Consider the following 23,319-nt stretch of genomic DNA (forward strand, 5'->3'; position numbering starts at 1 on the left):
TTTGGCTAACGATTCGTACTACCTCGCTCGTTCAGGACTTCCACCTTAGAGCTAATGAACATGCCTGGCGCACAAAAGAGGCCGGCCCGGAGGCCGGCAGAAAAACAGCCTAAAAAAGTGAGATATGGAAACAGTGCGAATGAAAAAAAAGAAAGGGGGAAGACCCCCGAAAAAGCTCAAAAGAGAGCTACGAATTACCGCCCGGTTTAGCAAGTTGGAACATTATATCCTTCAGCAAAAGGCCGGGAAGGCCGGAATTAATGTTTCAGAATTTCTCCGGCAGGCGGCCATTACTTGCAAGGTCACAGCCCGGTTAACAGAGGAAGAACGAAATGCTATCCGGCAATTAATCGGAATGGCGAATAACCTTAACCAGATGGCAAAGGTCGCTAATAGGGAAGGGATGGGCAGCATTCGCCTTCTTTTAGAAGGTTGCCTACTGCAAGTTCATGGCCTTCTAAACAAGCTGCAACATGGTGAGTAATGTATTTTCCGGCCATTCCTTTTATCATGCGGGCCGCTACGTTTCCAAGAAACCGGGAGCGGGGCTGCTGGATTACCTGGGGGTAAGGGGGTACGATTATAAATTGATGGCCGAGGATTTTATCGCGCAAAGTGAGCATCGTCCTTCCAAACAAAAGGCTTGTTTTCATGCGGCCCTGAGTTTCTACCCTGGAGAAAAACCCAGTGACGAAACCATGATACAGATCGCCCGGGAATACCTGGAGGAACTGGGTATCGTCAATACGCAATACGTCATCGTAAAACATACCGACAGGGCGCACTTGCACCTGCATATCCTGGCTAATATGGTAGACAACGACGGCAAGCCGATCAAAGACGGCTGGATCGGTCTGCGAGGAAAAAAGGTCGCCCAACGGTTAACCAGGAAGTACGACCTTATCCCGGCAGAAGGCAAGCACCTGGACAAAACCCACCTGGAAGCACTCAGCCAGTCGGAGGTAAACCGGTACAAGATCTATCAGGCCATCATAGACAGTTTACCCCATTGCCAAAGCCTGCCGGACCTGGAAAAGCGGTTGATCGCCCAGGGTATCCATACCCAATATAAGTATAAGGGGCAAACGCAGGAACTTCAAGGAATCAGCTTCCGGATCGGGGAAGACCGTTTTAAAGGGAGCCAGATCGACCGGCAATTCTCCCTGGGAAACCTACAAAAGACCCTTGCTGCTCAGCGGAAAGGGCAGGAAGTTAAACCGGCGCTTTCTTTGGAGGACAGGAAAAAGGCTCTTCTCATTCGGGCCAGCTCCCGGCAGTCGTCGGCACCTACACCGACGCCTCAACATAAACAGGAACTACCTCCCTTGTTGTTGGCATTAATGAAGCATATCCAAACAGAGGGAGGGGCACCCCCAGAGTTGACAGGCCCCTACAGAAAGAAGAAGAAAAAGAAGAAGGGTTTAGGGCGATAATCTTACTCGTTTTTGAGGAGAAATATATTAAATTTGTGACAATGGAAAGCCGTATTCAGCGTATATATCTTGATACTTCGGTCATCGGAGGGTATTACGACAGTGAATTTGAGGAAGACACCCGGATACTCTTTGAAAAGATTAAATTGGAGCAATTTCATGTGATTCTTTCGGACATTACCGAAGGGGAATTGCAGGAAGCACCCGAAATGATCCGAAATCTTTTTATCGAGCTATCCGCAGGGTTATCCACAAAAATCGAGCTGACCGAAGAGGCGGTACAATTAGCAGATACCTATCTTGCCGAGAAGGTGGTAGGCAAAACAAGCCGGGTAGATTGTTTTCATATAGCCCTGGCGACGATCCACCAGGTGGATATTCTGGTGAGTTGGAACTTTAAGCATATCGTAAATGTGCAAAGAATACGGGGATACAATGCCGTCAATATGAAACTAGGCTATCCAACTATTGACATTCGATCACCCAAAGAAATTATATATTATGAATACTAAGAAAACAGTGAAGAAGGAATCCAAGGAGTTCGATGCCGTTGGATTTATGAGGGAGCGGAGGACGAAAATCGCTAATGAAACGAAAGGCATGAGCTTTTTGGACTTGAAGAAGTATTTTGGTCGAAGGAAGGTAAAAACGCCCAAATGATCCCTGCTACCATAGCAACTCATTGTGATCCATACCCCCAGGCCCCATACTTTCATCGGGCCTTTTTTAATCTCCTAGCTACTTGAATTTCCTACAACTGAATTCGGGGCGCACTGCGTCCCGAATTGATAGTCCGTACCCCGGCACACGCAGCCGCAGCCGATCAGCGGGAGAATAAAGCCGGGCTCCCGTACCGGCTTTGGCGCTTCGCAGGAATACATCATTGCCGGGGCTTCTCTCCCCGGATCAGCCATTCAAGGCAATTCAACAAAGGATCAATAGTCATCCATCGATGGGGCAATGATGTATCCCCGCGAAGTCTTTTTTGTGTTCTCTCACTAGCAATTGATTGCGGATTTGTACCAATGGAGCTATAAACCTCTATTCATTTTGGTATTATTAAATGCAATTTGATCATCAATAGCAATATATAATAATTATTTAGTATATTTATATATTGACACTCCCTTAAACAAACAGACATTAAACCGTTATCATATGGCATCTACAACAACTGCCAAAAAAGAGATCATTGATTTTCTTTGGGAATGGGCGAACGCTCATAATGATTGGGGAAAATTATTAATTGACACAATAGTTAAAACCGAAAACAGCCTAAATCCCCAGGACAGACAACTTGTGTTTAATTACTTCCTTGATTCTCTACGATCAACAAAACAGTTACAACCATTAACCTTTATCAAACCGAAATACACGCCGTCAAGTAAGGTAATAGAGCTAATCTCCCTAAAGGATATTACAGGTGTTAATAGGCTGGCGAAAAACCAAAGTATAACGTTTGGCAAAAATATTACCATTATTTATGGCGAAAATGGTACAGGCAAAACAGGGTATGGAAGAATTTTGAAATCATTGGGTTTTAGTTATGATAACAAAAACATTATCCATCATAACGTCTATGGCGACCCAGAACCCAAAACTGCTACGATTGATTTTTCAACGAATGCAAACCCCATAACGTTTAATTGGAACGGCAGTAATAATCATCCTGAATTAACCAATATTTCCGTATTTAATAGTAATTGTGTTCAGCTTTCATTAAACGACCGACAATTAATAGTGTCCCCCATCGGTTTTCATTTGTTTAATATAGTTACTTCTGAACTTTCAGAGTTAGCCACTCTGTTGCGGCAAAAGATTGCAGCACATCCAACAACTCTTTCATGGACTGAATCATTAAATGTGGGAAGTACACAACACCAATTTATTAGTACATTAAATGCAAAATCTACCGAGCAAAGGCTAGATGAGCTTTCAACATATTTGCCGGCACAAGATAAAGAATTGCAACAAAAAGAATTAGATCTTGGCAATCTTAATCACGAATTGTTGAGAATTCAAATAAACAATCTGTCTGCGCAAATAAATGAATTGAGCAGTATAATTGCAAAAATAAAAATAGCCCAATCTGTTTTTTCCGAAAGCCAAATACGAACTTTAATTGACTTAAATAAAAGGATTAACGCGCTGGAAGGAAAAACAAAATCTGGGCTTAAAGAGGTGGCTGAAGCTAACGGAATAGAATTTTATGAAAGAAAAGAATTCAAAGATTTCATTACAGCAGCAGATAGTTATCTTAAAATATTAGATAAACCTAACTATCCTGAATTGGATGATAAATGTATCTATTGTAACCAACCTCTTGAAATCTCAGCGAAAGAATTGCTGGCTAATTATAAACGACTTCTTACTGATACAACTCAGGAAGATTTACAAAAATTAAATATAGAAAGAGAACTGCTAATTGGAACAATTAAAAAAATAGATACTAATCTTTATTTTAACCATCCAATCTTCGGGATTGATGAAAACGAACAGAATATTCAGCCGCAGGAGATAATTAAATACAACGAAGAGTTAACTCGTATAAAAACTTCTTTTGAAGCAAATTCTATTACCGAGGATTCTAAATTCGATTTTGACTACGTTCCGTACGTCACCTTTCTTGAAGACAAAAAAATAAATCTACAAAAAGGTTTAACTGACAAAACCACTACTTTATCAGGCATTACAACAAAGGCTGCAACTCTTAAATCTGAAATAAATGAATTGAAAGACAGGAAAACCCTTTCAACAAAGGCAGAAGAGGTCAAAACAGTGATTAAGAATATAAAAATAGCGTTGCTGTTAAACTCGAAAGTCAGTGAATTTAGCACTAATTCAGTAAGCAGAAAAACAACCGAGGCAAGAGAGGAGCTTGTTCAACAAAATTTCGATACTATTTTTAAAAACGAGCTAAAAGCGTTTCGTAAATCTCATATAACACTTGAACTAAATTTCGGAACTGATAGAGGAAACTCCAAAGTAACTCAAAGAATAAAATCATACTCACTTACTGACATTCTCAGTGAAGGAGAGCAAAAAGCCATTGCGCTAGCTGAATTTTTAACAGAACTTCAACTTGATAACATTATTGCACCTGTAATTTTTGATGATCCGGTTAATAGCCTTGACCACAGAATAATAGATGAAGTTGCAAAAAGACTTATTGAATTATCAAAAGGCAGGCAGACAATTGTTTTTACCCATAGTATTTTATTATTAAACAGCTTCATTCAGCAATCAGAACTTGATTCAAATAAACAGGCCGGCGTCAATTTTTCATTTTATTCAGTTAGAAATAATTTTGAAGAAACAGGTATTGTTGACGAAGTGGAAGAGATAAATTCGTATACTTATTATAAAAAAAAATTAGAAGCAATTATTAACGCACCAAAAAACGGAAAAGTCGAATCACAACTTGCGGCCGAAGGGTACGGACATCTTCGCTCTGCCATAGAAATTACAGTGGAGGAAGATATACTTCAGAAGACAATAAAAAGGTACAGAAAGGGTGTCGCGTTCCCCTCATTATTGCGAATTGAAGGTCATAAGATAGACGCGCATAAAGGCAACCTTAATGATATATATGAGAAATGTTGTGTGTCAATAGCAGGACACAGCAGTCCTTCTGAACTTCTTACAACACCAACAGTTAATGAGTTAAAAGCGGACTATGAATCGTTCAAACAACTACGCAAAAACTTTATCTAATATTTAATTCCACTAAATATTTTTAGTTCGATTTTGAACCGATGTGAGCATTGGTTATGCAGCCGCAGCCGATCACCTGGAGAATATAGCCCGGTCCCGGGCTTTGGCGCTTCGCGGCGATACATCATTGCCGGGGCTCCTTCCCCAAGGTCATCCATTCAAGGCTATTCATCTTTAGATCATTATTCATCTATGAATGGGGCAATGATGTATCCCCGCGAAGTTTGTTTTTTCCTTTCCCCCCTATTTCTCTACCCTGGCAGGCCGCGACGGTCAATCTTTTTCGGCCAATGCAAAGGCACATTCAATCAAACAAAGCAGGCATTCGTAAAAGATCAAAAGATATTCCCTACAGACCGCCTTCGGATATTTACCGTCATAAGTGATGACAGCTTCCAACCAATCCCGCATCTCCCTGATGGCATATTGCCGGGTAAATCGACTACAGAATCGTTTGACAACCGGCATCGGATCGGCTAGTTGTTCCTTATTTAATGTGGTGGGTTGATTGCGTTTTTCAATTTCCGTTCTTAGTTCTGGTGCCATCCGGGTCAACCAAGCCATTTCCTTTTTAGGGCGATGTGCCTTATTAATAACAGATAACGATTCCAACAATTTCCTAAATTCCTTCCGGAACCGGATTAAGTTTCGCCGCTCCAGGTCATCTTCATAGACGCTGTTATTATTGGATATCGCAACATATAGCCAGCGTTTGAGTTCCTTCTTTAGCTCATCCAGTTGGAACGTCTTAAAGGCTTCCCGCAGGCTGGACAAAGGTTGACTGGCCGCTTTTTCTGGTAATCGGACAGGCTTACGGATTGATTGTTTATGCTTGTTCATCATCTTCGGAATATTGGATGAAAAAATAGGTGGCGGCTCCAAATGGATTATCCAAGGATACTTCCGCAAATAGGGATACGGAAACGTGGTTGACATAATATTGCAGAACTTCCTCCGGGGTTAAACTGAAGAAGTCACACAGAATATAAAAATCCGGCGAAAGATGGAAGGTAAACGATTGTTTCATGCTCCATTGATTTTAAGCAGATCGGAATACCATTCGTCGATTATTTTTTGATATATTTCTTCCTTCTTGTTGCGGCTACATTTACGTCGGGTCAGCCGGACGATTAGCCATATATAATATAGGCCCATATCTCTTTTTTCAGGATTAGCAATAGGTTTTATTTTCCCGTCCACGTTTCTCAAATAATATCCAAAAATGGAAGAAGCTACTGAGCATTGTTCTTTACTGGGCGTGACCACGAAGGAATAAATAGAAATGCTATTTATAAAACTCTGTATGGTTGTCCCACTCAGGATACCCAATGCCTTACATGATTTTTGAAAGTTTACAGGTAGATCGAGGGATATGGTTATATTCATGGTGGGTAATTATTAAAGGGAACCGATAAGTAACATATTTGAGAGTTTTCTATTTGGCAACATTGGCAACCAATGGCAAATGCGGCTCCTGAGTTTCACTATATGAAGCGATTCTTTCCATATAGAGCGATTCCGCAATTGCCTGTAATTCCTTGACCCGCTCCGTCAAAACGGCAACTTTATCCACAGAAATATCATAGACGTCCATGTACCGGGAATCGGAGTATGCCTTTTGTAGAATCTTAAACAATTCCTTTTCCTCTTTCGTGATGCAAGGGAAAACACACATTAACATTGGAGAAAAGTTCTCAATAATAGTCAGCAACCGGAAAAGGTTGTGGGTGTTCGGGCGATACCCGGTGAATACCCGGATGAGCGCTATACAGGTATGTTCGACGGCCTGATGCAGCATAAACACCGTAAGATCCGGTCGGCCATAGGTTAATGAATCGGCGGCCCCTTTCAAAAAATATTGGGCAAGACCATACCATCGGGTCCAGTGGGATTGTGCCATTTCCCTTTTAAGTTTTCCCTTTTCAGGGTTACCCGGATCATTCAAGGCCATTCTGCCGGCGTCATATAGAAGTATCCCCTTATGGTATAAGGAACAAAAAAATGGCTGTCCTGCAATCAGCGCGTCATTAACGGAGTTTATTTTATGGGAAATACAACAGAGGGAAAAAGGCGGGACGCATTTCTGTTCGGCAATCTGAGCAATATCATGTCCATCTCGTTTTTCCTCCGCCGTGGATATGATCAGAAGGTCAAAACTTGGATGGAACTCGTCTTTATACCCGCTATTATCCAGGAAACAGCTCCATTCCTGGTAATGGCTGATACGGGCACCATAGCAGACGATTTTTTCGGGTTGGACGGCCTGGACAATTTTCTGTATCAATTCAGCCAAGCAGTCCTGTTGTAGTTTCGAAAGAAATTTAATGGTTGTGAGCATTGACTAAGGTTTAAATAAAATCGGATAAAATCTTGAACTGTCTCTAGGTATTGGAACTGCTATTTATTAAGACCCTCTAAGGAGCTAATTTTAGCTTTCAAAGCCTTGATGATTTCAATTTTTGTTATCAGCAAATCCAATTGAATAGCTTCATCGTTAAAATAACTTGTATGGGCATTATACAATTTCCCCAATATTTTTGCCTGCTCTTCCGTGAGTAATATTTCCCCCGTCTCAATTCCTATATAGTCATCAATGCAGATACCCAATTTCATTGCGACTGTTTTTACAGTATATCGGTTAGTTTCACGGCAGAACCGCATCAAAATGTTTTCCATAATCGTTTAATTTTATGAAGGAAATAGGAAGATGTAACAGTTTTAAACCGCTTCTTTTCAGTTTTTATAATGTGGTCGTAACAAACTAAATCAATAAGAAGAATACTTTGAAGTAAGCGGATGCGGGCTTCGTTACCATGCTGTTTTAGATAGATGAATACTTGTTGCAGCAGTATCTTGAATATGTAGAACCCAGGTCTTTGTTCTTTCGATAGAACGTCCTTCTGGTTCCATAGGTCAAGTATGACCTGCCCAGTTATGTGTTCCAGCACGTCTAAATCTGAAAACCCTGTCAATCTGGCTATGCAGGTATAAACAGGGTCGCAGTAGTGCCAAATAAATTCTTTTAGCTCCGGGTCAATCGCGGGAGGTGTTGCGAATTGGGTGCTAACAGGAGGCAGGTTGTCAATCTGGGCTGATGATCCTGGGTTGGTATCCTGGGTATCCATACAGCGTAAATTTGGTTGGACGAAATGCTGTTGAAATTTGTAAGGACCGACCAGGAAAGCAAGGAAAAAAGAAAGACGTGGGTTAGTCCTTACCGTCTGCGAGGGCTGCGACACCCTTGAACCGGAATAAGAACGCCCACGCCGTAACGTGAGCGATTTACCTTACTTTCCGGTTCTATTGAAGGTCGCAGTTTCGCAGAACGAGAATAAAGCAAACACGCTTAGAATATTTTATGTGCCTGCAAAAGTATAGTCTATTATTTAACTATCATTAGGTATTTGTATATGCATAAATGATACTTGAATTTAAAGATAAACATTAGTCTATTTACAACCAAATATGGTTATATAATAGCCAAAGTTGATAATCATAAAAATAGCTAATATATTGCCATTCAACAATATAGGAATTCAAATGGCAAAAAAGGAAAAGATAAACTTGAACCGGCTTAGGATTGTGTTGGCAGAGCGAAATAAAACAAACAGGTGGTTGGCAGATCAATTAGGGGTAACTGAAGGAACAGTATCTAAATGGGCGACCAATAATCACCAACCGCCGCTTGAACGGCTATATGAAATATCACTAATTTTTAAAATAGATATACATGATCTTATAGAATCAACATTGCCCCAAAAATAGAATATATTCAATGGTCACATAAATTTCTCTATTAAAAGGAGCTAAGACCAAGAATTTCTAAACCTAGGCAGCTCTTTGAGTAATTGAATATTTTCCGCTTAACCCCAAAATATGCTTGCCAAAATAGAAGATTACATCACAGCAATTTTCAAAGAAGCTAAATTTTCGATTACTAACGACTTCGATATATCTGACCAAAAAGGATTTACAGCGTTCGACTACATAAATTTTCATATCATAAACAGACACATTTTAGAAGAAAAATCAGACGATCTATTTATTGGGATTCCAGAAGACGATTACGGAGCCAGTTTTTTTGAATCAATATTCTATTCAGTAGCATTAATAAAGTTGTATCAAAATTTTTGTGCCTATAAACTAAATCAGCCAGAGCTTAATTTTGACGATATAATATATACTAACGGTCAGATATACACATACAAAGGATCGACAGTTAACACAATAAGAATCCAACTAAAATTCCCAAAGCCAAACCAAAAAGAAAGTTATTTCGAAATTCCCCAAGGGATTTATACCAAACTCAGCAAAGAGTTTGATTATAGAAAGAGCAAAACGATTGAATTAATACAAGGGTTTTCACGGTTTTTGAAAGAGAAGTTTAAAGACAAAAATTTTCCATTCTTAACCTCTTTTCCACATAAAACTCTGGTCATTGCGGATCAAAAGTATTTTAAGGTAGACGAAAACCTACCTACTCGTTATTGGACAAAAACAGGCAAGCAGAAATATCAAATACCCATTGACACATTGATGGAAATATGCAACGACTTCAATACTGCTGAATCTTATTTACTAAACCAAGGAGATGTGTTCGACGAATTAATTGTAATTGCAGATAGCAAATATAATGATAATTTATTCCCGCAAATTCAAAATGCAAAATGGAATGGCAAGATTAAAAACATAATTCTGATAGGTTCAAAAAAGCCAATAACGAATCATATTTTTAAGGAATGGCTTTGGAGTATAAAGGAAATTAAAATAGCCAATAATGAGACACCGATAGCTATAAAAAAGATTGCTATTCCAAGCCATCAATTGCTATCCCATGTAACCGAATTTAAAACAGAAATTGATAATTTAACTGCACAATACGGTATTGATATATCTTACCTACTCCGATATGTTAATTTTTATTTTCGATTACTAATAGTTAATTCTGAAAATGCAAAAGCAATAATCAATGAATACAGAGATAGAATTACGGCTCATTTTAGTACTGATGAATTTAGTAACAAGTTTTATGAAAAAGATATTTACGATAACCAACTAATTAAATCTATCTCGGATATTCTTATTAATAAGTTTAAATTCTTTGAAGATTTTTTTCTCGTAGAAAACCCAAAGTGGGATAAAATAATTGAGTTGTCAAAAAAGAATGACAAAATATATTTGATTATTGATAAAATAAAATACGATTATATCAAAAAACAAATTCAAATAGCAAGGTTGAACAATATCATTTTAATATCTGATAAACGCATAGACGAAAAAATTCTATTTTTAGAAAAATGGATTAACACTGTCGAAAAAAATACATCAGAAAAATATTACCTTATTCCCTATCTCAACAACCAGGAAATCTTTAACAGGCTGCAACATTTAAAAGGCAATTGTTTTGTGTTATGCTATAAAGATCTCGATGAAATATCCTTCGATAAAATAGTGCTAAATGATAATGCTGAAGACTTTATAAGACTAAACCACGCTGATAGGAAAATGTTTGTCTCTTCATCTTTTGAATATATTGAACCTGTTGTTACCAGAGGGTTGGAATCAATCTTTGAGGTAAGTCTTTCAAGTGATAAAGTTAAATTCAATCTTGAAGAACAGTCAGATGCTCCATTAGATGATATATTCTATGAAATAACATTTGATGATAATTCTGCCGATGTCTTCAAGTCTTCGAAAGCAATCTTTCTTGTAGACGGCAATGAACAACTTAAAACTACTATCGGTGAAGTTTATGCTAATGCTTCAATTAGATTTTATAAAAACGAAAACCCTGAAACATTTGAAAATACTTTATCAATATTTGACATTAACAATCAAATGGAGACTATTAATAAATATTCCAATAACTGGTTTATTGCATTGAAAATGTTAAAAGAAATTTACCCTAATAACGACCTGCTTTTTAAGAACCTTTTCAGAAACAGAAGGAATATCCACTTTAGTACATTCTTAAATTACCTTGATGATAAAGGACGAGTTCGATTTCCAAGAAAAAACACAATGGAAGCAATAAGAGATTTGTGCATCGCTTCAAATCTAACAGAAATTGACTTTGTAATTAACTATGATTTAGTTCTTAAACTTTCCAAGGAAGATAAAAGAATAAGACAACAAGCTGGCAAGATATTAGGGGCGGACTTAATAGATTATGTAGCTTCTGGGTTATCTCAAAAAAGTGATTCCCTAAGTAAAATGCCAGATAAAATACTCGACAAGGTGGTAAAATCTATAATAGAAAAAAAGATAAAAGATAAAAAACTACTGAAAAATGCCGATGAAAGAATATTTGAACAATCCACGATTGATTTTTCGTGATACAGTTCAAAAATGCCTAATAGGACCTGGTTCTGATGTTTTTGGGTTAGATGCTTCTTCTGAGATAATTTCTGATTATCCTTTAAAAAGATACTACTCTGCCGTTCTATTTCCTAGCAGCGTTAACAAGGGAAATGATTTGTCCATTGGTGGCGAAGATGACACAACATCAAAAACAGAGTATTCAGATTCTGACAATAACGATCCTGGCGCAGACCTAAGCGAATCAAATTCTATCGACGGAGCTGAAGATCCTAATTATAAGAAGAAAAAAATATCTACTAATGAAAACGAGGGGGCTGCATATTCAGAAACCAATCACTATTTCCCTACTAATTTTGGCTTGACGTTCTGTGTAGAAGAAAACACTAATGCAATTCAGGCCGACTTCTCGTTTTCTAGGTACCATCAAATAACTAACCCCACTGATGCAAGAATTGAAGTTTCTTTAGACGACTTTAATAAGCTAGTGAATAATGATACATTCCCGTTAGTAGAATATTTAGCTTATGAAGATGGTAAAATGTATTTTAAAACAACAGGCTCCGAGATCGAAAACACTGGCCTTGAAAAGCTAACAGTATATAATTTAAATAAGCACTTTAAAGATAATCCTGAAATAAGAAATTCGTCAGCACTGCATAAGGCAGAATTATTACTAGGTCGAACATGGCGAAGAGAACAAATACCCACAATTAGTTTAAATATTAACCTGAATGATACTGCGTCTGATAATTACAAAGGTGTAAGAATTTTTGGAGATGAATCGACTGCCAATACGGTAACTTGCTACTATAAAAGAGTTTATCAAACAAAGTATGGTAAGTATGTAAAAATACTTATGGAAAATGGGGCAACTCAGCCTAAAAGAAATTTCTCAACAACAAATGAAAAATTAAATGGGAAGTGCATTTTTCAAGTACAGATAAAGGTTACAGGAACTCAGTTCAAACCATATAAACCATTGTTTGAGAATAACCCGTACGACGATGAATTAAATACAATTAATTACCAATACAGAAATGAATATTCCTTTGCAATTGGTCACGGATGTGCAGTCACATGGAATAACACAAAAAAACCTACTGAATTAGTAACAACATTTTTACCTGAAGTAGATATAAAGAACTATAGCAACGATTTTAGAAAAGATTTCCCTGAAAATGTAAAATCAATTACAATAGTTAAGCAATTATCTATTTGGACAGAATATTCAAAGGAGCAAATTATTTCTAAATTAAAATTATTCGTAGGAGAATATCTTAAGTGGATAGATTCGCAAAAAGGAAATATACCTACTAAACAGGAGCACATTCCAATATTTGAATCTATAATAGCAAATCAGCAAAAAACATACGATAGACTACTCAAGAATATCAATTATTTAAATAATAACGACGTTGCCTACAGTTCATTTCTATTGGCTAACACAGCTATGTTTATTCAGATGGTCATTTCGAAGGATGCAGCATTCGGTAAAAAAGCTAAAGAATTAGTTGATTTTGCAGAATACAATGTAGTTGACTATGACAGTTTAGAATATTTCGAGAAATATGTGGCTTATAATCCTTCGTACTACCCTTTTCAATTAGCTTTTTTATTGTTAAACATTGAATCTACAATTAACGAGGACAGTCCAGATAGAAATGACATAGTAGATTTACTCTGGTTTCCAACTGGTGGCGGCAAAACAGAGGCTTATCTTGCACTTACGGCATTTACAATTTTTTGTCGAAGAAGGCTGAATAAAGAAAATGCAAATGGAGTATCAGTAATTATGCGTTATACCTTACGCTTGCTTACTGCACAACAATTCGAAAGGGCGAGTAAACTTATTTTGGCAATTGATTTTCTGCGGAAAAAATTCCAAAACGGAGATATATTTTCAATTGGCACTTTTCCCATAACAATTGGAATGTGGGTAGGTTCGGCTACTACACCAAACACCTATAACGATGCTAAGCATATTGTGACAGAAATTCAAAACTCCTTAACATTTATTAATCAAGGAAAATACTCAGATTATAAAAGGAAGAATACATTCCCAGTTACTAATTGCCCCTGGTGTGGCTGCAATTTAATATCCAAAAAACCTGAAACCAATTTTCTAATTCAAGGTTATAAAGCACAATATAGTGCAAGTAGCAGAATTGGCAGTTTTACAACTCATTGTCTAAATGTGAGGTGTTCATTCCATAACGAGCTTCCGATTTATTTTGTTGATGATGCCATTTATGAAAAGCAACCCGACCTTCTTTTTGCAACTGTAGATAAGTTTGCAATGCTTTCACATAGAAAGGAAGGGAATTTATTATTCAACTCGCTTTCTAAAAACGGCCTACCCCCCGACTTGATAATACAAGATGAGCTTCACCTATTAAGTGGCCCATTAGGTTCGATAACAGGATTGTTTGAAGCAATGGTTGAAATGCTTTGCACAAAAGGAAAGAGAAAACCGAAAATCATTGCATCTACCGCTACAACCAGGAATACCTCTTATCAAATTGAAATGTTGTATGGAAGCAGAAAGCTAAATGTGTTTCCATCACCTGGCACTACTTATGATGACAATTTCTTCTCATACGTCTCAGTAAATAGTAAAAGAAAACATATTGGTTTTATTCCTACAGGGAAAACAGCTTTAGATACCCAAATACAGGTAATAGCACACTTACTCTTAGCAAGGATTGAGCTTTACAGGCTGTTAGTTCATCACACAAGTGGTTTATCAAAAAATGATGCGATTGGAATACAAGATTTTTACTGGACCATAGTTTCATTCTATAATAGTCTGAAAGACGTAGGAAAAATATACAATAAAATTCCTGCTGAAATCTTGACTTTACTGAAACTGTTGCATAACCGGTTTGGCATTGCTCCTGTTTGGTTTGGTTTCAACCACTATGGGCTTGCAGGTAGAACAAAAGAACTAACAAGTAGGATAGAAAGTTATTTTATTAAGAGCCTACTGAGCGAATTGGAACAACCATTTGGGTTAACGGATAAGGAAAATGAGACAAATTATGTAACTAAAACAGTTGATTTAGTTTTGGCATCCAATATGTTTTCTGTTGGTATAGACATAAAACGTTTGAATATAATGCTTATGAATGGACAGCCTAGAAATGTAGCAGAGTATATTCAGGCGTCTAGTCGTGTGGGAAGAGATAAAGAAGGAATCGTATTTAATTTGTTAGACCCCAACCGTTCAAGAGAGAAGTCGTACTTTGAAAACTATGTTCCATTTAACAACGCCTACTACAAATTTGTTGAGCCTTTAAGTATAACTCCTTATACTGAAATCACCTTGGATAAAGCTTTAAATAGTATTCTAATTTGTTACGTGCGGCATAAGAAGGGGTATTTCGAAGATAAGGATGCCAAAGACTTTGACGGAAACATTGACGAATTGAAAGTCTTTTTATCACTGAGAATTAAAAATAAAAGTCAGTTAAGCTATGCACTTAACAAGCTAGATATCTTGAACGAAGAATGGCAGCAAAAGAGACAGGAGCTAGATTTAAAATACAAAGGAGCTGAAAACGAAAATCACAATCTAATTCAAAAATCAACAAATTTGGATGACTGGAGTTTGATGCAATCAATGAGAGAAATTGACACGAATAGTTTAATAAAAATATTCATAAATTGACATTAATGAATTATAATCAATTCGAGGATATACAAACAAGAAAAGCAATTAGCGCTTATGGTGGGGTAGGATCTATATTAGAAACAAGAAATGGATCTATTCTAGTGGAGCCGTTTAATAAATGGCCATTTTTTACAGCAATTAATGGAAGATTTACCGACGAGAATACTGTAAATGACAAGCGGTTTAAAAACAGATTGAAAAAATATTTTACTAAATTAGAACATCTTGCCCGTATCCCTATTAATGACGTTAAGGATGGTCAGTTTTTAAACCACGCAACAGCTTTAATTGGAGGCAGATATTTCCCCGAGTGGTTTTATTGCAACAATTGTAAGAGATTTGATAGATTGGTCAATTGGAAGTCAAATTGGGACACATGTGTTCAGGCTTCAGAAAGAGATGATTTTCATCCTCCGAAATGTTATAAATGTTATTTGAATAGGCAAATAACAGGTAAAGGAAAATTAAAAGTTGATTTAGAGCAAATTCGTTTTATAATGACCTCTGCAAATGGTGAGTTAGCTGATGTGCCTTGGGATAGATGGGCCTTACTCAGAGATGTAAAAAAGAAGCGTCTTGAAAAAGGGAATCAAACAGAAGATCAAGGAGAAGAAGAAAGGATAACATTAGCCAATGTTGAGATTCCTGAAGGTATCCGTCTTGAATACAGGACATCCGATAAACTTAACGATCTAAATGGAATCTGGATAATTCCTTACAAACATGATGTTCAAATTGGATTCAGTACTTTAACAGGGTTATTTAACTTACGGGTAAATAAAAGAGATATTATCCAAAATAATAATGAAGATGTGCTTTTTAAACCTGTTATAAGAACAAGTAATAGCGTTTATTATCCAAATATCTTATCAAGTATTTATCTTCCAGCGGATGATGAGCTAGACGACAACACTATCGAGAAGATTAAAAAGAGATATGACAAAGGGAAAAGCGCAGATGAAATTTCTGAGGACCTCCAAGATTTAATTGAAATTACGATTGCTCCAAATATTATTCAAAAATTGATAGATAACGACTTCAATATTTCGGACACTGAGACTGCCAAAACTGAAAATGAATATCGTTTTGATGAGTACAAATTTATTACCAACAGGAATAAGGAAAATATTGAAAACAACTTAATTTTTGAGAAAATAGATCCTTCTTATTTTCAAAATCAAGTAATTAAAGCTATTTATAGAATTGATAAACTTAAGATTACATCAGTACAAACTTCTTATACTCGACAAGAGCCAATTGATAAGGATTATTTTTTACGAAGTGATGATGAAATTAAGAATACAAAAGAGCCGATAAAAAAGAAATATACTTCTGAAGGAGATTGGCAAGATACAGGATTGAACACAAAGTATTTGCCTGCTGTTGAAACATTCGGAGAGGGAATTTTCTTTGATTTTGATAATGTAAAATTAAACGATTGGCTAATTCAACATCCCGAAGTAAATAGCAGAATTTCTTCAATAATATATAACCACAAGCACTCTGAATCTTCGTTAAATAAGGACCTTGAAATAAACGCTAAATTAATTTTATTACATTCATTTTCTCACCTAATAATAAAAGAGTTGGAGTTTTTATGCGGATACCCCTCTACTTCCATCCAAGAAAGATTATACGTTGAGGATGGAAAAATGCAAGGTGTACTGATTTACACAATAGCAGGTTCAGAAGGCAGCTATGGAGGAATTACATCTACATGCCAAACAGATCGAATAGGTAAAATTATTCAATCTGCAATTACACGGGCTACTGATTGTTCAACTGACCCAATATGTTATTACTCGTCTGGACAAGGTGCTGGGAATTTGAATTTATCGGCCTGTTACAGTTGTACTCTCTTGCCTGAAACATCTTGCGAACAATTTAATTGTTATTTAGATAGGCGTATTTTGGTTGATCAAGATTACGGGTATTTTTCAGACTTTATATAGCATATTAAGAAATAAACTAGACCCCTTAACGGAAACCAGGGATCTAATTTATTCCCCGCATTTTAACCACTCATCGATTTGTCCTAACATTTCCGCTAAATCTTGCCGAGGATAATTTCTTTCCATAAAATCACTAAACCCCTTCTTGGTCGAAGGATTCTCACAATCCATAACCGTTAGAACTTTAAGAGGTGGCCTTAGCGGTGTCTCAATAAATTGATGCAATGGGAAATAAGGAGGTGCGTAATGAAAAGAGTGGTCTATTAAATGCTGATAGAGGTCTGGCTTGAGTGCCATTTTGAGGTCCCGGACCACGTCATATAAAGAAACTTCCCACTGGCTATTTACAAGCACATCGCCCAGGTATGGCATACCCTCATCTTCGAAAAAGGTTTGTAAATAGTTCATAAAACCTGGCTCCATCTCGTCCAGTAGATCCCGGCTATAGTAGTCATATTCCTGCTTAAACACTTCCAATGAAAAGTCGTCCGGATGCCGGTCGATGACAAATTCAATTAACTTTTCCTCCCGCTGAATGACCTTCTCGATTGGGGGAGGATACACCTGTCCCGAAACCCGAATTCCATACTTTGGTTTCATGAACAGGTCAAACAGATTGGATTTGTATTCCGTTGACCGCCGGTCAAAAGTCAGCCTTATGTATAAAGGATACATAAGTTTACCATGAAAAGAGACCTTTTTGATCCTTTCGTTGTGGTAGACCTTGTAAGTAACCTGATATATTTTTTTCTCATCCATTTTGATCAATTTTGAAATGTTTTGATATGGTCTCTTAGAATATTTTCCGGCGCGACCTACCAAACAAGCACAAATAAGCACAAAATCGTTCAACGGGATAAAGTTACTGCATTTAACTTTAAGTTTGGTAAATATATTCGTTTTACCAAACATTATATCTTATATTTGTATGGAATGCCCTTTCACCAGGGCGCAATTGTGAAAAAGATAAACTGTGAGAAATGGAAAAATTGCCACCGGAAAAGGCAGCGGAAATGCTCAGAAAAGGAGGGATGAATGTATCAGTGGCACAGGCAGCACTTGTCCTGGAATTCCTCCGGAAGTTAGCTGACATCGTAGTCGCTAATTACCTGGATCGCCACTGGTAACTGTGTGCAACGAGCATCATTCCGATCAAAACGGCCTGGGAATTCCCTACATTTTCAGGCCGTTTTCTTCAACTTTTAGTAAATTGAATATAAACCTTTGACATGAAAATAGCAGACTTATACATCCGGGTATCAACCGATGAGCAGGCAGACAAAGGCTATTCTCAGCGCAGCCAGGAAGAACTGCTTCGCCGTTATTGCAACATTAACAATGTATCCGTTCGTCAGGTGATCTTTGAAGATCATTCCGCCAAGACTTTTAACCGGCCTCAGTGGAAAAGATACTTACTAGACCTTAAAAGACACAAGGGCAAAGCAGATCTTGTACTATTTATTAAGTGGGATCGTTTTAGCCGGAATGCCGGAGATGCCTACCAAATGATTAATACCCTCCGCAAGTTGGGGGTAGAACCCCAGGCTATCGAACAGCCGCTGGACTTATCCGTTCCGGAAAATAAAATGATGCTGGCTTTCTATCTTGCCGCCCCGGAGGTAGAGAACGACCGGCGGGCATTGAATGTAATAGCCGGAATGCGGCGGGCCAAAAAGGAAGGCCGTTATATGGGCCTGGCACCTGTCGGCTATATCAACAAAACGGATGAATTAGGCAGGAAATACATTGCCCCCGAGGAACCTCTGGCCGGTATTGTCCGGTGGTCTTTTGAACAGGTAGCCGAAGGCACCTATAATACAGAACAGGTTTATAAGATAGCACGGGAAAAGGGATTTAAAGGAGCCAAAAGCCTCTTTTGGACTTGCATTACCAACCCCGTCTATTGTGGAAAGATATTCCTTGAAAAGTACAAAGACGAGGAAGCTCAATTCATAAAGGCCAAGCATGAACCTATTATAACCGAAGAATTGTATTACAAGGTCCATGATGTTCTTCATGGAAGAAAAAGAAATACCTACCGGCTGAAAGTGGTATCGAATGCCAGCTTGCCTTTACGTGGATTCCTCATTTGCCCCGAATGCGGCAAGATTTTGACCGGCAGCGCCTCCAAAGGCCGGAACAAGTATTATTCCTATTATCACTGCTTCGATGGGTGTACCTGCCGGTTCAGCGCCGATGCCGTGAACGACTGTTTGATCAATGAGTTGAAGAAATATATCCCTCGTCCGGAGGCAATAGACGTTTATAAAGTCGTCCTTACCGAATCCTGGTACAGCCAAACCTCCCCCCTTCTGAATGATCGGAAGGAACTGTTAGCCCAGGTCGCTCAGGTGGAAGATAAGATTGCCTATATCGAGGAATTGGTATCCTCTAAACAACTTGCACCCGCCGATTTTCGGGACATGAAATCGAAGTATGCAGAGCAGTTAGAAAGGCTTAAAGCCCGGCTTGCGGTGCGGGAAGAGGACCAGGACATGCCCGGCCTGCTGGATGCGGGAATAGATAATCTTCTGAAACTGGACTATATCTACCAGGATGGCGAAATAGAAAAGAAGCGGGAAGTCATTGGTTCGATGTATCCGGAAAAATTGACTTTTGACGGAGAGCGACTTCGAACCACGCGGATCAATGAAGCAGCCCGGATAATATACACGCTGGACAAGGCTTTCAGCGAAAATGAAAAAGGACAAAGCGGGAAAATTCCTGCTTTGTCCTCTCAAGTCGGGAAGACAGGATTCGAACCTGCGACCCCCTGGTCCCAAACCAGGTGCGCTACCGGCCTGCGCTACTTCCCGTACTTTTAAAATCCGCTGTCACCGGAACCAGTAAACTGGTTATCAACAGCGGGTGGCAAATATAGGGGTTTTAATTGAAAAATCAGATATTCCACCAATAAGTAAACTTCAAAACAACAGCCCGGTTACGAACCGAGAACGGAGTGGTCAGATAATTGTCCGTATAAACGATAAAAAGATCCGATGCCGGCTTGTATCGCCATTGGAATCTGGCGTTCAGATTCATATTCTTAACCTGTTCATTATATTGTATATACGTCGTAAAAAATAAAGTGTTTGTCATGGTCACATCGATCCGGGGTCCGATCAGCCAGAAGGTAGTATTCCCCCAGGGTTGCGGCAGGGACAAACGATTCATGGATGTACTCAGGGCGATACTCACATAGGGCTGGAAACGAAGGCCAAGATCATTGGTCAGGGTAAGTTTGGTTCCATTGGCATAATACCCCCCGATACGACTGGAAAAACCATAAGTGAAAATACTCTGCGGCTTGGACACAAAATCGATCCCTCCGGTATTCCAGGTATGCCGGGTTCCGGTGGCCAGGTAATTGATCCCGGTATTGGTCGGATCGAAAGGAGACAGTAGCTGTACAAAATCATGAATACCTATGGCTGACAGGGTGGCTCTATTGCGGAAGGTAAAAAGCCAGGTCAAAAGCGTCTCATCATCCGTCTGGTGAAATTTGGTATCGTAGAAATAAGTGGAATTGACCTGGGGGCCATGGCTCAGCAAGGGACCGGACCGGGGCAGGAAAAAGTAATTAATCTGGGGATTAAATTTGATATATCCAAGACGGGGAACATAACCGGCTTCGGCATTAAAATTTTTACCAGCATACTCGTACTGCCCATTGATCAGCCAGTGACGGCTGGTATATTGGAGATTTCCGGCATTGACAAAATCGCTGCCGCTTTTGCCCGGACTAAAGGACTTCAAGACCAATTCCTTACCCGTCCAGGCATTATTGGAAGAGGCCAGGTTAAATTCCACCCCGATACTGCGGTTATACAGGGAATAGGCGGGATGGATCGTATCCTTACCAGGCTGATAATGGAGGGATTCTTTGTTCACGAACAGGAAACCGATATTGGAACGGGCAAAGATCTTACGCTGCAGGGCGATCACGGCAAAATTCTGTTTGGGCAGGCCGATGGAATCGATGCTGCCCGTTTGCATATCCATTGCCCCGATCCGCCAGTTTCTATCCAGCTTGCCGCTGAGACGTCCCCCGAATTCAATGGGTACTCCAAGACCGATCCTTCTGGAAAAGAAGGGACGGATTGAGGCATAACCGAAATTGGTGAACTGATCGCCATTCTCCAGGAAAAACTGTCTTTTCTCCGGGTAGAATAGTTCAAAACGGCTCAGATCCACCACCTGTTTGTCCACGTCTACCTGCGAAAAATCCGGGTTCACCGTCAGATCCAGGTTCAGGGATGAGGTCACGGCAATCTTGACATCCCCACCTATCTGTTTCTTAAATTTGATGGGACTACCCTTTTCATAATTGTTACCGGTACCGCCTAATACATAAGGTATGACCGAAACATTGGGGCCGGGTTCGGGAGGAGGCGTATCCCAGACCAACACACCGGTATAGGCCAGCGAGGCGGTGGGGAACTGACGGGGAACCGGCGCCCAGGCCGATTTTTCCGTTGTTTTGAGATCGTTCCGGCTGAAATTGATACCCCAGGTGCTGATCCCCTTTTTATAACGAAGCGATTTGAACGGAATGGCCATTTCCAGGATCCAGCGGTCGGGGTAATGTTTGACCATCGAGGTCCATTTATTATCCCAGCTCAGATCTACTTTGCCGCCCTCATACATCATCCCATCCCATTGTCCACCGGCGGCATTTGTCCCAAAGGTAAACCCATTGGTCTGGTCCTCGAAGGGATCCATGAAAAAGATAAAATTATCGTTCTTGACAAAACTAAAATCCCGTCGCAGGGACTCTACCATCGCCTCTCCTTTCATCCCGTCAAAACAAACGGCCGTCAGATAGATAACATGATCGTCATAGGTCATCCGGACTTCCGTCCGCACATTGGCCTTGCTGGTGTCCATCGGCAACACCATATAAAAGTCACCGGCTACATCGGCATCTTTCCAGGCAGTTTCGTCCATAATCCCGTCGACCCGGATGGGGCTGCTTGCGCGTTTGATGTGCAGCTGGAAACCGGCATTCTTTTTTTGAGCGGAAAGGGAAAAGTGGATACAACAAAGACAGAACAACAAGGGCAAAACTCTCATGACAGGCCAGACATTTTGAAAAATGGAAATGTACAAATTATTTGGGCAAAACAGGGACTCGGCAATTACTTAGCGCTGCATTTCGGCTATACAGCTGACACCCTGCAATTAAAATAAAATGGCCCAATCTGTCGCCTGTTTGTCCTTTCCCATACCAATTCTCTGGTCTATATTTGTGTAAGAACCCTGATTTATGGACAAAAAAACAAAAGCCGTCTTTTTTATTCCGCCGGGTGTTCATTTGCTCGATCTGTCGGGTCCCGTTCAGGCGTTTTGGGGAGCGGGTCAAATGAACGACCAGTATGAGATCAGCTATTGCTCCTTTAAACCGGAAATGAATGATTCTTCGGGTCTTTATTTCTGCCGCCTGGATCATTATAGTACAATAAGCCTGGGTGAGGATGACTTTTTGTTTATCCCCGGTTTCAGCCGGAAATTATTGGCCTCTCAGGAGTATCAAAAAGAATGGGAAGGACTCTACGGCTGGCTGCGGGAACAGGCAGAACAAAAGGTGCGGATCTGTTCGGTATGTATTGGCTCCTTTATCCTGGCCAAGGCCGGTCTGCTGGATGGCAAACGGTCCACCACGCATTGGAGTATGCTGAGTGAATTGAAGAAATGCTTTCCCTCTACCATTGTACAGGAAGATTCTCTTTTTGTCCGGGACGGCAACATCTATACCAGCGCGGGGATAAGTTCAGGGATCGATCTGGCTCTATTTATCCTGGAAGAGGAACATGGCGCATTATTCGCCCATAAAGTCGCCCGGGAATTGGTTGTTTATTCCAGAAGAAATGGCCAGCATTCACAGGAAAGTGTCTATCTGAATTTCCGCAATCATCTGCACCAGGGTATACACCAATTGCAGGACTGGCTGATAGATCACCTTTCCAGCAAAACCACCATCGATAAAATGGCGGAAAAGGTGAACATGAGCAGCCGCAATCTCACCCGGACCTTCAAGATCCAAACCGGTGTCAGTATCCATGAATATATTACCCTGTTAAGACTGGAAAAAGCAAGGACCCTGCGAAACTCACCGGGTATGACGGTCAGCGCCATTGCAGCAGAATGCGGTTTTGAGAACGAACGGCAATTACAAAGGATCCTGCAGCGAAAGGCCATTTAGCGATCTCTCTTTTTTAAACATTCATAA

At 39.4% G+C, this 23,319-nt stretch carries 20 protein-coding genes, 1 tRNA gene and 1 pseudogene; 11 read left to right on the forward strand and 11 right to left on the reverse strand.

The window, feature by feature from the left end:
- Positions 1–124: 124 nt before the first annotated feature.
- The 4 genes from ACX0G9_RS17490 (at position 125) to ACX0G9_RS17505 (ending at position 5,147) form a co-directional block, all read left to right on the forward strand.
- On the forward strand, positions 125–484 hold the full coding sequence (locus ACX0G9_RS17490) for a plasmid mobilization protein (protein WP_459066234.1): 360 nt from the start codon (positions 125–127) through the stop codon (positions 482–484).
- Entirely contained in the window at positions 474–1,433 is a 960-nt protein-coding gene (locus tag ACX0G9_RS17495; RefSeq protein ID WP_459066235.1) for a relaxase/mobilization nuclease domain-containing protein, read from the forward strand. Before ACX0G9_RS17490 ends, ACX0G9_RS17495 begins: the two co-directional genes overlap by 11 nt.
- Positions 1,434–1,474: 41 nt before the next feature.
- Complete coding sequence (locus tag ACX0G9_RS17500; RefSeq protein ID WP_459066236.1) at positions 1,475–1,945, forward strand: type II toxin-antitoxin system VapC family toxin; 471 nt, start codon at positions 1,475–1,477, stop codon at positions 1,943–1,945.
- Positions 1,946–2,591: 646 nt separating this feature from the next.
- A complete protein-coding gene (locus tag ACX0G9_RS17505; protein WP_459066237.1) occupies positions 2,592–5,147 on the forward strand; it encodes an AAA family ATPase in 2,556 nt (851 codons plus the stop codon).
- A gap of 273 nt (positions 5,148–5,420) precedes the next feature.
- On the opposite strand, the gene ACX0G9_RS17510 is transcribed toward ACX0G9_RS17505, so the two are convergent.
- The 6 genes from ACX0G9_RS17510 to ACX0G9_RS17535 are packed head-to-tail and all read right to left on the reverse strand — an operon-like array spanning position 5,421 to position 8,272.
- A complete protein-coding gene (locus ACX0G9_RS17510; protein WP_459066238.1) occupies positions 5,421–5,990 on the reverse strand; it encodes a hypothetical protein in 570 nt (189 codons plus the stop codon).
- Positions 5,974–6,174, reverse strand: coding sequence for a hypothetical protein (locus ACX0G9_RS17515; protein WP_459066239.1), 201 nt, complete (start codon positions 6,172–6,174; stop codon positions 5,974–5,976). The genes ACX0G9_RS17510 and ACX0G9_RS17515 overlap by 17 nt, the downstream gene beginning before the upstream one ends.
- The gene (locus tag ACX0G9_RS17520; RefSeq protein ID WP_459066240.1) at positions 6,171–6,533 is read right to left on the reverse strand and encodes a hypothetical protein; all 363 of its coding nucleotides are present in this window, start codon (positions 6,531–6,533) and stop codon (positions 6,171–6,173) included. The genes ACX0G9_RS17515 and ACX0G9_RS17520 overlap by 4 nt, the downstream gene beginning before the upstream one ends.
- Before the next feature lie 49 nt (positions 6,534–6,582).
- Positions 6,583–7,485: a HEPN domain-containing protein gene (locus tag ACX0G9_RS17525; protein WP_459066241.1), complete on the reverse strand. Its 903-nt coding sequence runs from the start codon at positions 7,483–7,485 to the stop codon at positions 6,583–6,585.
- A 59-nt stretch (positions 7,486–7,544) separates the two neighbouring features.
- Positions 7,545–7,823 (reverse strand): hypothetical protein, encoded by a 279-nt coding sequence (locus tag ACX0G9_RS17530; RefSeq protein ID WP_459066242.1) that lies wholly within the window; start codon positions 7,821–7,823, stop codon positions 7,545–7,547.
- Complete coding sequence (locus tag ACX0G9_RS17535) at positions 7,808–8,272, reverse strand: hypothetical protein (protein WP_459066243.1); 465 nt, start codon at positions 8,270–8,272, stop codon at positions 7,808–7,810. The genes ACX0G9_RS17530 and ACX0G9_RS17535 overlap by 16 nt, the downstream gene beginning before the upstream one ends.
- Positions 8,273–8,687: 415 nt before the next feature.
- On the opposite strand from ACX0G9_RS17535, the gene ACX0G9_RS17540 reads away from it, so the two are divergent.
- The 4 genes from ACX0G9_RS17540 to ACX0G9_RS17555 all read left to right on the forward strand — a co-directional run bounded on the left by ACX0G9_RS17540 (position 8,688) and on the right by ACX0G9_RS17555 (position 17,090).
- On the forward strand, positions 8,688–8,912 hold the full coding sequence (locus tag ACX0G9_RS17540; protein ID WP_459066341.1) for a helix-turn-helix transcriptional regulator: 225 nt from the start codon (positions 8,688–8,690) through the stop codon (positions 8,910–8,912).
- Positions 8,913–9,023: 111 nt separating this feature from the next.
- Positions 9,024–11,483 (forward strand): hypothetical protein, encoded by a 2,460-nt coding sequence (locus tag ACX0G9_RS17545; RefSeq protein ID WP_459066244.1) that lies wholly within the window; start codon positions 9,024–9,026, stop codon positions 11,481–11,483.
- Positions 11,437–15,135 carry a helicase-related protein gene (locus tag ACX0G9_RS17550; RefSeq protein WP_459066245.1) on the forward strand — a complete coding sequence of 1,233 codons (3,699 nt, stop codon included), beginning with the start codon at positions 11,437–11,439 and terminating at the stop codon, positions 15,133–15,135. Before ACX0G9_RS17545 ends, ACX0G9_RS17550 begins: the two co-directional genes overlap by 47 nt.
- Positions 15,136–15,140: 5 nt before the next feature.
- Positions 15,141–17,090: a Zn-binding domain-containing protein gene (locus tag ACX0G9_RS17555; protein ID WP_459066246.1), complete on the forward strand. Its 1,950-nt coding sequence runs from the start codon at positions 15,141–15,143 to the stop codon at positions 17,088–17,090.
- Between the two features lie 48 nt (positions 17,091–17,138).
- Here ACX0G9_RS17555 and ACX0G9_RS17560 read toward each other — a convergent pair whose 3' ends face one another.
- Positions 17,139–17,849 (reverse strand): hypothetical protein, encoded by a 711-nt coding sequence (locus ACX0G9_RS17560; protein ID WP_459066247.1) that lies wholly within the window; start codon positions 17,847–17,849, stop codon positions 17,139–17,141.
- Positions 17,850–18,070: 221 nt separating this feature from the next.
- Between ACX0G9_RS17560 and ACX0G9_RS17565 the strand changes: the two genes are divergently transcribed.
- Both ACX0G9_RS17565 and ACX0G9_RS17570 read left to right on the forward strand, forming a co-directional pair.
- Positions 18,071–18,217, forward strand: coding sequence for a hypothetical protein (locus ACX0G9_RS17565; protein WP_459066248.1), 147 nt, complete (start codon positions 18,071–18,073; stop codon positions 18,215–18,217).
- 102 nt (positions 18,218–18,319) lie between these two features.
- Positions 18,320–19,240 (forward strand): annotated as a pseudogene (locus ACX0G9_RS17570) (recombinase family protein); the annotation flags it as partial.
- Here the strand turns inward: ACX0G9_RS17570 and ACX0G9_RS17575 are convergent.
- From ACX0G9_RS17575 to ACX0G9_RS17590, 4 genes are all read right to left on the reverse strand, one after another.
- Positions 19,163–19,390 (reverse strand): hypothetical protein, encoded by a 228-nt coding sequence (locus tag ACX0G9_RS17575; protein WP_459066249.1) that lies wholly within the window; start codon positions 19,388–19,390, stop codon positions 19,163–19,165. The pseudogene ACX0G9_RS17570 and the gene ACX0G9_RS17575 overlap by 78 nt on opposite strands.
- A 147-nt stretch (positions 19,391–19,537) precedes the next feature.
- Positions 19,538–19,801 carry a hypothetical protein gene (locus tag ACX0G9_RS17580; RefSeq protein ID WP_459066250.1) on the reverse strand — a complete coding sequence of 88 codons (264 nt, stop codon included), beginning with the start codon at positions 19,799–19,801 and terminating at the stop codon, positions 19,538–19,540.
- Positions 19,802–19,832: 31 nt separating this feature from the next.
- Positions 19,833–19,906: transfer RNA gene (locus ACX0G9_RS17585), tRNA-Pro, on the reverse strand.
- An 82-nt stretch (positions 19,907–19,988) separates the two neighbouring features.
- Positions 19,989–22,163 (reverse strand): carbohydrate binding family 9 domain-containing protein, encoded by a 2,175-nt coding sequence (locus tag ACX0G9_RS17590; RefSeq protein ID WP_459066251.1) that lies wholly within the window; start codon positions 22,161–22,163, stop codon positions 19,989–19,991.
- A gap of 193 nt (positions 22,164–22,356) precedes the next feature.
- Here ACX0G9_RS17590 and ACX0G9_RS17595 point away from each other — a divergent pair, with 193 nt between their 5' ends.
- Entirely contained in the window at positions 22,357–23,292 is a 936-nt protein-coding gene (locus ACX0G9_RS17595) for a GlxA family transcriptional regulator (protein ID WP_459066252.1), read from the forward strand.
- Positions 23,293–23,319 lie beyond the last annotated feature (27 nt).

This window comes from Flavitalea flava (assembly GCF_054461575.1).

Excerpts from the sequence above, each read along its gene's own strand:
- ACX0G9_RS17560 (WP_459066247.1), bottom strand. The coding sequence starts at position 17,849 with ATGGATGAGAAAAAAATATATCAGGTTACTTACAAGGTCTACCACAAC.
- ACX0G9_RS17510 (WP_459066238.1), bottom strand. The coding sequence starts at position 5,990 with ATGATGAACAAGCATAAACAATCAATCCGTAAGCCTGTCCGATTACCA.
- ACX0G9_RS17495 (WP_459066235.1), top strand. The coding sequence starts at position 474 with ATGGTGAGTAATGTATTTTCCGGCCATTCCTTTTATCATGCGGGCCGC.
- ACX0G9_RS17520 (WP_459066240.1), bottom strand. The coding sequence starts at position 6,533 with ATGAATATAACCATATCCCTCGATCTACCTGTAAACTTTCAAAAATCA.
- ACX0G9_RS17505 (WP_459066237.1), top strand. The coding sequence starts at position 2,592 with ATGGCATCTACAACAACTGCCAAAAAAGAGATCATTGATTTTCTTTGG.
- ACX0G9_RS17490 (WP_459066234.1), top strand. The coding sequence starts at position 125 with ATGGAAACAGTGCGAATGAAAAAAAAGAAAGGGGGAAGACCCCCGAAA.
- ACX0G9_RS17530 (WP_459066242.1), bottom strand. The coding sequence starts at position 7,823 with ATGGAAAACATTTTGATGCGGTTCTGCCGTGAAACTAACCGATATACT.
- ACX0G9_RS17540 (WP_459066341.1), top strand. The coding sequence starts at position 8,688 with ATGGCAAAAAAGGAAAAGATAAACTTGAACCGGCTTAGGATTGTGTTG.
- ACX0G9_RS17555 (WP_459066246.1), top strand. The coding sequence starts at position 15,141 with ATGAATTATAATCAATTCGAGGATATACAAACAAGAAAAGCAATTAGC.
- ACX0G9_RS17590 (WP_459066251.1), bottom strand. The coding sequence starts at position 22,163 with ATGAGAGTTTTGCCCTTGTTGTTCTGTCTTTGTTGTATCCACTTTTCC.
- ACX0G9_RS17500 (WP_459066236.1), top strand. The coding sequence starts at position 1,475 with ATGGAAAGCCGTATTCAGCGTATATATCTTGATACTTCGGTCATCGGA.
- ACX0G9_RS17550 (WP_459066245.1), top strand. The coding sequence starts at position 11,437 with ATGCCGATGAAAGAATATTTGAACAATCCACGATTGATTTTTCGTGAT.
- ACX0G9_RS17515 (WP_459066239.1), bottom strand. The coding sequence starts at position 6,174 with ATGAAACAATCGTTTACCTTCCATCTTTCGCCGGATTTTTATATTCTG.
- ACX0G9_RS17565 (WP_459066248.1), top strand. The coding sequence starts at position 18,071 with ATGGAAAAATTGCCACCGGAAAAGGCAGCGGAAATGCTCAGAAAAGGA.
- ACX0G9_RS17595 (WP_459066252.1), top strand. The coding sequence starts at position 22,357 with ATGGACAAAAAAACAAAAGCCGTCTTTTTTATTCCGCCGGGTGTTCAT.
- ACX0G9_RS17545 (WP_459066244.1), top strand. The coding sequence starts at position 9,024 with ATGCTTGCCAAAATAGAAGATTACATCACAGCAATTTTCAAAGAAGCT.
- ACX0G9_RS17525 (WP_459066241.1), bottom strand. The coding sequence starts at position 7,485 with ATGCTCACAACCATTAAATTTCTTTCGAAACTACAACAGGACTGCTTG.
- ACX0G9_RS17535 (WP_459066243.1), bottom strand. The coding sequence starts at position 8,272 with ATGGATACCCAGGATACCAACCCAGGATCATCAGCCCAGATTGACAAC.